Source organism: Pantoea sp. CTOTU49201, assembly GCF_032054795.1.
GTDB lineage: Bacteria > Pseudomonadota > Gammaproteobacteria > Enterobacterales > Enterobacteriaceae > Pantoea > Pantoea symbiotica.
Window position 1 is genome coordinate 1 of record NZ_DAMBSA010000280.1, and the last position, 6,505, is coordinate 6,505.

6 protein-coding genes are annotated in these 6,505 nt (G+C 56.4%); 5 read left to right on the plus strand and 1 reads right to left on the minus strand.

The features are described from left to right. Window positions 1–192: 192 nt before the first annotated feature. A complete protein-coding gene (gene ygbI, locus RTY00_RS17505; RefSeq protein WP_061717696.1) occupies window positions 193–954 on the minus strand; it encodes a DNA-binding transcriptional repressor YgbI in 762 nt (253 codons plus the stop codon). Window positions 955–1,213: 259 nt separating this feature from the next. Here ygbI and ltnD point away from each other — a divergent pair, with 259 nt between their 5' ends. The 5 genes from ltnD to RTY00_RS17530 all read left to right on the plus strand — a co-directional run bounded on the left by ltnD (window position 1,214) and on the right by RTY00_RS17530 (window position 6,256). Beyond that, the gene (gene ltnD, locus RTY00_RS17510) at window positions 1,214–2,122 is read left to right on the plus strand and encodes an L-threonate dehydrogenase (protein ID WP_154190111.1); all 909 of its coding nucleotides are present in this window, start codon (window positions 1,214–1,216) and stop codon (window positions 2,120–2,122) included. Window positions 2,123–2,124: 2 nt separating this feature from the next. Further along, window positions 2,125–3,384: a 3-oxo-tetronate kinase gene (gene otnK, locus RTY00_RS17515; RefSeq protein ID WP_312665285.1), complete on the plus strand. Its 1,260-nt coding sequence runs from the start codon at window positions 2,125–2,127 to the stop codon at window positions 3,382–3,384. Then, window positions 3,381–4,007 carry an aldolase gene (locus RTY00_RS17520; protein ID WP_154157688.1) on the plus strand — a complete coding sequence of 209 codons (627 nt, stop codon included), beginning with the start codon at window positions 3,381–3,383 and terminating at the stop codon, window positions 4,005–4,007. The genes otnK and RTY00_RS17520 overlap by 4 nt, the downstream gene beginning before the upstream one ends. Beyond that, a complete protein-coding gene (locus tag RTY00_RS17525; RefSeq protein ID WP_293793123.1) occupies window positions 4,007–4,786 on the plus strand; it encodes an HPr family phosphocarrier protein in 780 nt (259 codons plus the stop codon). Before RTY00_RS17520 ends, RTY00_RS17525 begins: the two co-directional genes overlap by 1 nt. Window positions 4,787–4,903: 117 nt before the next feature. Then, on the plus strand, window positions 4,904–6,256 hold the full coding sequence (locus RTY00_RS17530) for a GntP family transporter (RefSeq protein ID WP_154157685.1): 1,353 nt from the start codon (window positions 4,904–4,906) through the stop codon (window positions 6,254–6,256). Window positions 6,257–6,505 lie beyond the last annotated feature (249 nt).

Sequence of the window (6,505 nt, forward strand, 5' to 3'; positions counted from 1 at the left end):
AGACCTCAATGGTGCTCGGCCTGGTGTGGGCAGCGATTGGTATTATTTACCTCGCGTTTGTTACCCGCACCTTCCGCAACCCGGTTCCGCAGTTCAGCGAAGAAGTGTGATTTAAATGACCAGGTGCGCATTCATGCGCACCCTACATCGTAGGGTCGCCATTCATGGCGACCTGGTTTAAAGCCGTAAAACCTAGCTCGCCAACACCAATTCCCAACTCCCCGCACTCAACGCTTCGCGTCCCGCTTTACTCAACTCCGCATCCGTAATCAAGGTATCAAAGCGCTCCAGCGGCAACGCCAGATGCGTCGCAATCTTGTTGTACTTGGAACTGTCGCTTAACAATACGCGCTTACTACTGACATCGCTCGCCGCCTGCTTCACCGGCACTTTATCCTCATCCGGCGTATACAGTCCGCGCGGGCCCCAGCAGGACGCGGAGATAAACGCGATATCGATCGCCAACTGGCGCAAACTTCTGGCGGCCGCTTCACCGACGCTCGAACGGTTCTCACGACACACCGTGCCGCCGGTGTGAATCAGCTTGCAGCCGCTGCTCTCCATCAGCAGGCGTGCAATCACGAAATCATTGGTCACCACCAGCAAGTCGTCACGCTCCACCAGCTCGCGCGCCAGCGCCAGTGTGGTGGTGCCGGCATCGAGATAGATGCAGCTATTGCGTGGAATATGACGCGCGGCATACTGACCAATCGCCATCTTCTCGCCGCTATACATATTGGTTTTTGCCAGATGTGACGGCTCCGCCGCCAGGCGATCCGCCGAGCGCACGCCGCCAGAGACAGACAACACCGCGCCTTGCTCTTCCAGCTTCTGCACGTCGCGACGAATTGTCATGTGCGACACGCCCAAGCGCTCAGTGAGCTCGGCAATGCTGACAACACCGCGTTCGCCAACCAGCGCTAAAATTTGTTGATGACGTTCAACCGGAATCACATTGCTCTCCCTGAATTATCATTTTTTCACATTGTAGATCATCGATTCACAGCTCGCAGCACAATTTATTTTCCCGATATGTAAGCAGAAATCCCGTGTTGACGGGGTATGACACCATTAGCTTTAGCTGTGAATCCCTGTTAAGCGTTACGCAGTGAAGTTAATTTTTGTGATATCACGCACGTTTATTCGCCACTAACTGCGGCAGACTTAACACCAATGAACAAATTATCACTTAAATTAACAATGGAGGTTTGCGATGTCAGCAACCGTGAATAACATCGGCGTGATTGGTTTAGGTTCCATGGGCATGGGTGCAGCGCAGTCTTGCATCCGTGCAGGATTAAATACCTGGGGTGTTGATCTCAATCCGCAGGCGCTGGAAACCCTGCGTCAGGCCGGTGCGCGTGATGCGCAGACCTCCGCTGCCCGCTTTGCCGCCGAACTCGATGCGGTGCTGCTGCTGGTGGTGAATGCCGCACAGGTTAAAGCGATTCTGTTTGGTGAAAACGGCGTGGCAGCGCAGCTCAAGCCCGGCACTGTAGTGATGGTCTCTTCTACCATCTCTTCACAGGATGCGCAGGCGATTGAACAACAGCTGGCTCAACATCAGTTGCTGATGCTGGATGCTCCGGTCTCCGGCGGCGCAGCCAAAGCGGCGGTCGGTGAGATGACCGTGATGGCCTCCGGTAGCGACGAAGCTTTTGCCCTGCTGAAACCGGTGCTGGATGCGGTGGCGGCGAAAGTCTATCGCGTGGGCAGCGAGATCGGTCTCGGCTCAACCGTAAAAATCATTCATCAGCTGCTGGCGGGCGTGCACATTGCCGTGGGCGCTGAAGCGATGGCGCTGGCCGCGCGCGCCGGTATTCCGCTCGATACCATGTATGACGTGGTGACCAACGCCGCCGGTAACTCGTGGATGTTCGAGAACCGCATGCGTCACGTGGTGGATGGCGATTATTCGCCGAAATCAGCAGTCGATATCTTCGTTAAAGATCTCAATCTGGTGGCGGATACCGCCAAGTCGCTGCACTTCCCGCTGCCGCTGGCTTCTACCGCGCTCAACATGTTTACCGAAGCCAGCAACGCCGGTCACGGTCGTGAAGATGACAGCGCGGTTATCAAGATCTTCAGCGGCATCACGCTGCCGCAGGCAAAGGAGAAGTAATCATGCGTTTAGGCGTCATTGCAGACGATTTTACCGGTGCGACCGACATCGCCAGTTTTCTGGTGCAGAACGGTCTGCCGACCATTCAGTTCAACGGCGTGCCGGAAAGTCATGATGAGCTGAGCGCGCAGGCGATTGTGATCAGCCTGAAGTCACGCTCTTGCCCAGCGCAGCAGGCGATCGATCAGTCGCTAGCGGCGCTGCAGTGGCTGCAACAGCAGGGCTGCGATCATTTCTATTTCAAATATTGCTCCACCTTCGACAGCACCGAGCAGGGCAATATCGGCCCGGTTACGGATGCGTTGCTGGCGGCGTTAGGCGAAACGCAAACGGTAATCTCGCCGTCGCTGCCGGTTAACGGTCGCACGGTGTATCAGGGTTATCTGTTTGTCGCCGATCAGCTGCTGTCTGAATCGGGCATGCGCCATCATCCGGTGACGCCAATGACCGACAGCAATCTGGTGCGTTTGATGACGCGTCAGGCCAAAGGTCAGGCGGCGGTGATCAACGCGGCTCAACTGGATCAAGGTGCCGATGCGGTGCGTGCGCAGCTGGATGTTTTAAAAGCACAGGGCATCAACTATGTGGTGCTGGACGCGCTGCACGAGCAGCATCTGCTGACGCAGGGCGAAGCGTTGAAAGAGATGCGTCTGGTGACCGGCGGTTCAGGTTTAGCCATCGGTATCGCCCGCGCATGGGCAACGCAGCAGCAGAACAGCGATGCTGAGCAAGCCGGTCGTCCGCAAGGCGATCGCGCAGTAGTGATCTCGGGCTCCTGCTCGCAGATGACCAATCGCCAGGTGCAGGCGTATCGCCAGCAAGCGCCATCGCATGAAGTGTTGGTGGAACGCTGCCTCGACAACGTCGATAGCTATGCGCAGGAGCTCTGTGATTGGGTGGAAGCCAATCTTCAGCCCGATCTGGCACCCTTGCTGTTTGCTACCGCCGATGCGCAGCAGCTGCAAGCCATTCAACAGCAATACGGCGCGGCGCGTAGCAGTGAAGCGGTTGAACAGCTGTTTGCCGCGGTAACGCGTCAACTGAAAAGCCGTGGCTGGCAGCGCTTTATCGTCGCCGGTGGTGAAACCTCGGGCGTGGTGGCACAAAGCCTTGGCGTCACCGCATTCCACATCGGCCCAATGATTTCGCCGGGCGTACCGTGGGTGCGCGATATCCATCAGCCGCTGTCGCTGGCGCTGAAATCCGGCAACTTTGGCGACGAACAGTTCTTTGCCCGCGCACAACAGGAGTTTTCAGCATGACGGAACAACAAGCACGCGAAGAAATGGTACAGCTCGGCGCGTCCTTCTTTCAGCGCGGATACGCTACCGGTTCGGCAGGCAACCTGTCGCTGCTGCTGGAAGATGGCAACTTGCTGGCGACGCCAACCGGCTCGTGCCTCGGCGAGTTGCAGGCCGATCGCCTGTCGAAAGTGACGATTCAGGGCGAATGGATCTCCGGCGACAAGCCGTCGAAAGAAGTGGCTTTTCACCGTGCGCTCTACCTGAATAATCCCGAGTGCAAAGCGGTGGTGCATCTGCACAGCCACTATTTGACGGCGCTCTCGTGCCTGAACGATCTCGACACTGAAAACTGCATCCGTCCGTTCACGCCCTACGTGGTGATGCGCGTGGGTGATGTGCCGGTGGTGCCGTACTACAAGCCGGGCGACCAGCGACTGGCGGACGATCTGGCCAATCTGGCCTCGCGTTATAACGCCTTCCTGCTGGCCAATCACGGTCCGGTTGTGGTGGGTAAATCCCTGCGCGAAGCCGCCAATAACACCGAAGAACTGGAAGAGACCGCGCGTCTGATGTTCACGCTCGGCGACCGCTCAATTCGTTATCTGACCGATAGCGAAGTCGCGGAATTGAGGAATTTCTAATGCCTAAGTTTGCAGCCAATTTATCTACCCAATTCGGTGAGCTGCCGTTTATCGAACGCTTTGCCGCCGCCGCCAACGCCGGTTTCCGCGCGGTGGAATTCCTGTTCCCGTATGACTTTCCTGCCGAGGTGATTAAAGCCGAGCTGGAAAAACATCAGCTGGAACTGGTGCTGTTCAACACCGCTGCAGGCAACGTGCAGGCGGGCGAGTGGGGCGTTTCTGCTATTCCGGGCCGTGAACAGGAAGCGCGTGCCGATATCGATCGGGCGCTGGAATACGCGATAGCGCTTAATGTGCCGCAGGTGCATATAATGGCGGCAACGGTGCCAAACGGTGCCGATCGTGCTGCGTATGAAGAGACTTTTGTGCGTAACATGCACTATGCCGCCGAACGCTTTGCGCCGCATGGCATCCGCCTGCTGCTGGAAGCGCTCAATCCAGTCACCAAGCCGAATTATCTCTACTCAAGTCAGTATCAGACGCTGGCGATGATGGCGCGTATCGATCGGCCCAACGTCTTTACCCAGCTCGATCTGTTCCATGCGCAGCTGGTGGACGGAAATCTGACGCATCTGATTCGTGAATACGCCGGTCGTTATCGCCATATCCAGATTGCTTCTGCGCCGCATCGTCACGAACCGGATGAAGGCGAGATCAACTATTCCTATCTGTTCAACCTGCTGGATGAAGTGGGTTACGACGGCTGGGTGGGATGTGAATATATCCCGCGTGGCCGCACCGAAGCGGGCCTCGGCTGGTTCGCGCCTTACGCTAAATAACCCCTGTTTTACCGCCCAACGCAGCGGCTTTGCACGCTGTGTTGGGCAAGTCTTACCTCAATTCGTCAATGCCAGAAATAACCATACTAATAAATAGCTATAAATCAGAGGGATACCATGTCTACCGCATTGTTGTTAGCTATAGCTACTGCCAGCATCGTGATCTTGCTGCTGCTGGTGATTAAAACCAAAGTTCACCCCTTTGTGGCGCTGCTGATTGTCAGCCTGCTGGTGGCGATTGCTACCGGCATTCCCGCCGACAAAATCATGGAAACCATCTTTAGCGGGATGGGGAACTTGCTGGGGCATATCACCATTATCATCGTGCTGGGGGCGATGCTTGGCGCAGTGATTGAAGCGTCGGGCGGTGCGGAGTCGCTGGCGCAACGCTTCAGTAAATCGCTTGGCATCAAGCGTACCGTGGCGGCGCTCACCATGGCGGCGTTTATCCTCGGTATTCCGGTGTTCTTCGAAGTTGGCTTTATCATCGTGATTCCGCTGATTTATGGCTTCACCAAAGTGGCACGCGTATCACCGCTGAAGTTTGGCCTGCCGATGGCGGGCGTGATGCTGACGGTGCACGTAGCACTGCCAACGCATCCGGGCGCTGCAGCGGCAGCGGGTATTCTGCACACCGATATGGGCTGGCTGATGATGCTCGGAATCCTGATCTCGATTCCGGTCGGTATCGTGGGTTACTACGTGGCGAAAGCGATGAACCTGCGTCAATATCACCTTTCCGTCGATGTGCTGGAGCAACTGCAGCTGGCGAAGCCGGAAGGCAAGCCGAAAAACGACGCGCCACCGCCGGGTGCGCTGACCATTACCGGCCTGATTGTCGTGCCGATTCTGTTGATCGTGATGGGAACGGTAGCGCACACCACACTGGCAGAAGGCAGCACGCTGCGCTCGGTGATGACAGTGATTGGTACGCCAGCGATTGCACTGCTGATTGCGCTGGGACTGGCGGCGTGGCTGCTTGGCGTGCGTCGCGGCTGGAGTAAAGAGAAGTTAGAAGATCTCACCGGACGTGCGATTCCCAGCTCCGCCAGCGTGATTCTGGTGGCGGGTGCAGGCGGAGCGTTTGGTAAGGTGCTGGTGGAATCGGGCGTGGGCAAAGCGCTGGCGCTGACGCTGGAAACTTTGCATCTGCCGCTGGTGCCGGCTGCGTTTATTTTGTCACTGGCGCTGCGTGCGTCGCAGGGATCGGCAACGGTCGCGATTCTGACTACCAGCGGTTTGCTGAGCCAGGCGGTGGGCGATGTAACGGATATGCAGCGCGTGCTGGTGACGCTTGCAGCCTGTTTCGGTGGTTTAGGCTTGTCGCACGTTAATGACGCCGGTTTCTGGGTGGTGACGCGCTACTTGGGCTTGTCAGTCGCCGACGGTTTGAAGACCTGGACGGTATTGACCACGATTATGGGATTAAGCGGCTTTGCGCTGACGTGGTTGGTTTGGGGCATGATTTAAATAACGTGGTTAATTCCGTGCATCAATTGTGATATTCGGGATTGAAATAAAAACGCTGTGTCATTAATTAGAAAATGACACAGCGTTAATTTACGTTACTTCAGAGCAAATCAGATTATTTCAACTTTAACATCTGACTGCACCAGCAGCTCTGCATTCTCACCATTGTGGCTATAAACTTCATATTTTACGCCCGCAACGGTAATGGTGCCTTTTTGATGCGTCCACTGCTCGACATCGTCACCTTCC

Excerpts from the sequence above, each read along its gene's own strand:
- RTY00_RS17525 (WP_293793123.1), top strand. The coding sequence starts at position 4,007 with ATGCCTAAGTTTGCAGCCAATTTATCTACCCAATTCGGTGAGCTGCCG.
- otnK (WP_312665285.1), top strand. The coding sequence starts at position 2,125 with ATGCGTTTAGGCGTCATTGCAGACGATTTTACCGGTGCGACCGACATC.
- RTY00_RS17520 (WP_154157688.1), top strand. The coding sequence starts at position 3,381 with ATGACGGAACAACAAGCACGCGAAGAAATGGTACAGCTCGGCGCGTCC.
- ltnD (WP_154190111.1), top strand. The coding sequence starts at position 1,214 with ATGTCAGCAACCGTGAATAACATCGGCGTGATTGGTTTAGGTTCCATG.
- RTY00_RS17530 (WP_154157685.1), top strand. The coding sequence starts at position 4,904 with ATGTCTACCGCATTGTTGTTAGCTATAGCTACTGCCAGCATCGTGATC.